At 54.2% G+C, this 2,802-nt stretch carries 3 protein-coding genes; 1 reads left to right on the plus strand and 2 read right to left on the minus strand.

Features of this window, described 5'->3' with window-relative positions; all coding sequences use genetic code 11:
* Positions 1 to 119 precede the first annotated feature (119 nt).
* A complete protein-coding gene (locus tag HK11_RS11655; protein WP_086555497.1) occupies positions 120 to 470 on the plus strand; it encodes an arsenate reductase in 351 nt (116 codons plus the stop codon).
* A gap of 63 nt (positions 471 to 533) precedes the next feature.
* Here HK11_RS11655 and HK11_RS11660 read toward each other — a convergent pair whose 3' ends face one another.
* Both HK11_RS11660 and HK11_RS12400 read right to left on the minus strand, forming a co-directional pair.
* Positions 534 to 2,318: a ShlB/FhaC/HecB family hemolysin secretion/activation protein gene (locus HK11_RS11660; RefSeq protein WP_086555498.1), complete on the minus strand. Its 1,785-nt coding sequence runs from the start codon at positions 2,316 to 2,318 to the stop codon at positions 534 to 536.
* Positions 2,318 to 2,802 (minus strand): MBG domain-containing protein (locus HK11_RS12400; protein ID WP_198943265.1); only part of this gene is annotated, 485 nt, incomplete at its 5' end. The genes HK11_RS12400 and HK11_RS11660, both read right to left, overlap by 1 nt.

Here is a 2,802-nt window from a genome sequence, read left to right on the forward strand (position 1 = left end):
TCAGGCTCATAACCTGAAGGCCGCAGGTTCAAATCCTGCCCCCGCAACCAAATCATATAAATTCTTACACAACGCCTCAGCTTTAGCGCCAGAGGCGTTTTTTGCGTTACGGGTAATGAATGACAATGGTAAAAATCTACGGAATAAAAAACTGTGATACCATGCGCAAAGCCAGAAAATGGCTCGATACGCATAATGTCGTTTATGACTTCCATGATTATAAAACGCAGGGAATTGACGCAGAAACTCTCAGCAGGTGGGCAGACCTGATCAGTTATGAAAAGCTGCTTAATAAAAACGGGACAACGTTTAGAAAACTGCCAGAGGCAGAAAAAACAGATCTGACAGAAGCACGGGCTGTCATATTAATGCAGACATATCCCTCTCTGATTAAGAGGCCTGTCATTGAATATAAAGAAAAAATTGAAACAGGATTTAATCCTGAAAAATACGCAATGATCTTCTCTTAAAAAAAAGCCCCGGTAAACCGAGGCTTTTTTAGGCATGTCCGAGGTGATAATTTTTGGATATTTTTAATATCCGATCGTAAGTGAGAGTGTTCCGAACCCGCCTTTGTTACCGAAGCCATTCTGCTCGCGGATGGCGGAGACGCCGTGCAGGCGCCAGCCAACATTGAAGATGAGGCTGATATAACGATCGACAGCACTATGCAGGTCCAGACCGATGCTGGACAGATCAGCCTCGTTCACGGACTGAGCAATGGGATGCACCTGCGAGACATGGCCATAATCATAGAACAGTCCTACCTGTTCCGTATCATACACGGAGATGTCGGGGGCGATGAATTTGAAAAGACTAAAAGCTGGTGAGCGAATTTCGTTGGTAACACTCACCCCCTCACTGCCCAGCGCGGTATCGGTAAAATAGCCGCGTGCAGTGTAAAGCCCGCCAAGGCCAAGCTGGTTATTGTACATCAGATTGCTGCTGGCAACTTGCCCCGTGGCTTGCAAAATCCACGACAGGCCTGCAGGCAACCATGTGGTGCGGTTAAGACTCACTGTGTCATAGGCATACTGGTCACTTGCTCCGGGTACGAGTGCTTCAAAATTGCGGTGGCGGTTGGCTCCGCTCATGCCGCCGGGGCTAAGCACGAGCTGGTTCTGGAAAGTAGTCTGCCCATACGGGTCGTTCAGAATGGCATTGTATAGGATGGGAAACTGATCGACTTCTGCCTGGCTATCAAACACCCGCAGTCCGCCAAATTCGAGAGTGTTGTTGGTGGTTTTGAAGTCAAAGCCGATCTGCAAATCTTCGGTCATGCGTGTATGCGGGCCGAAGGTCAGGGCAGGCAGGTCGTGGATATAACGTATACTGGCCTGCCCGCTATGGCCTGTCTCACCCAGATAGGCGCTGCTCGTACGCATATCGGGTTTTTCCCACGCATAGGAACCAAAAATCTGAATACGGTCATGCCAGGGCAGGGGGACTGTCCAGCTCAGGGCGTGGCCGCTGTAGCGGTCGCTAACACTGTGGGTAAACTGGTAGGATAAGATCTGCCCCAGCCCGGCCACGTTGCCCCATGTGCCGCCCACGGCCCATTCGGAAGAGCCGAGCGAGGGGACACCGGCATTGTCGTAGGAGCCATAGATATGCAGGGGCAGGCGGTCTTTTGTCTGCAGGGTGACATCGGTTGTGCCCTGCGCCGTACCGGGGGCGAACAGAGCATCGACCGTGCGGAAGGGGTTGCTGTTCAGCCAGGACAGGCCAGCCTGCACGCCTGACAGGCTAAGGGTCTGGCCAGGTGCGAGCCCGCTTTCCTGCCGAATCAGTCTGTCGGAAAACCAGTGGTTACCTGCTGTTTTAACCGCGCCCAACCGGTATTCTGTGACGATGATCTGCACCACACCGTCGTTGATGTTTTGCGGCGGGATGGAGACATATACAAACGGATGCCCCTTAGCTTTGTAGAGCGCGCTGACCTTTGCCGCGATGGTGTTTAGATCCGTCATACGCAGGGGCTTGCCGAGATAGGCAGCCATCTCATGTTCGAAGGAGGCCTGATTGAGCAGGGGCAGGCCCGCATGCTGCACGCCCTTTGTGCCGGCAGGCAGACCCGTGGCCTTGAGGGTGGCAGTATCGGGGATGAATACCAAACCTTTGAGGTCGGGGATGACAACCGCATTAGACTGCGGAAGGGGCGGGGCTTCTTTACCCGGCATGGTCAGGTCGTTGGAGGCGGGTGCCGCTGCGGGCTGGCGCGGGGCAAGGCGGCTATAGGCCTGTGCATGGGCTACGCGTGGCGAGAGGGCACAGGCGACGGCAGCGAATGCGCCGCCAGCAAAAAGAATGTGGCGCATCAGAACGTGTCTTTCAGGCGGTTGGTATAAGAGGTGCCGGGCAGCACGATCTGATATGTGTTCGGAGCGGCAGAGTTTGCCGTGCTATCTGGCAGGGGTAGAGGGTTGTAGGTATTGACCAGTGTGAGACTAGGGGATTGCCCGGTGCTTGTAATAGTGAGGTTAGCTGGGCCTGATGCCGGGGGAGTATTCCCGTTTAGTGATGCCACAGGCCAGAAGATAGGAATGGTCGTGATCCGGGTGATGGTGTAGGTGCCGCTCTGATAGGTGATGGCATAATTGCTCAGCCCTGAGCCGCGTGCGTTACTGGCAGTAAGGGCGTAGGCGCCTGTGTTGCTCAGCTTTGTGGCGGCTGTGGAGAGGCTGACCCCGCTAACGGTATCGCCATTGACCAGACCACTGGTTTTAAAGTCAGTCTTATTCAGTGTGGGGTTCTGTCCATAGATGCCGGTCTGGTTCAGGGCGGTAATGGCCAGGGCTGCGG

The sequence above is a fragment of the Acetobacter sp. DmW_043 genome, assembly GCF_002153485.1.
GTDB classification, from domain to species: Bacteria; Pseudomonadota; Alphaproteobacteria; order Acetobacterales; family Acetobacteraceae; genus Acetobacter; species Acetobacter thailandicus.

What these genes read in the sequence shown, in the direction of transcription:
- HK11_RS11655 (WP_086555497.1), top strand. Translation starts at nt 120, where the DNA reads ATGACAATGGTAAAAATCTACGGAATAAAAAACTGTGATACCATGCGC.
- HK11_RS11660 (WP_086555498.1), bottom strand. Translation starts at nt 2,318, where the DNA reads ATGCGCCACATTCTTTTTGCTGGCGGCGCATTCGCTGCCGTCGCCTGT.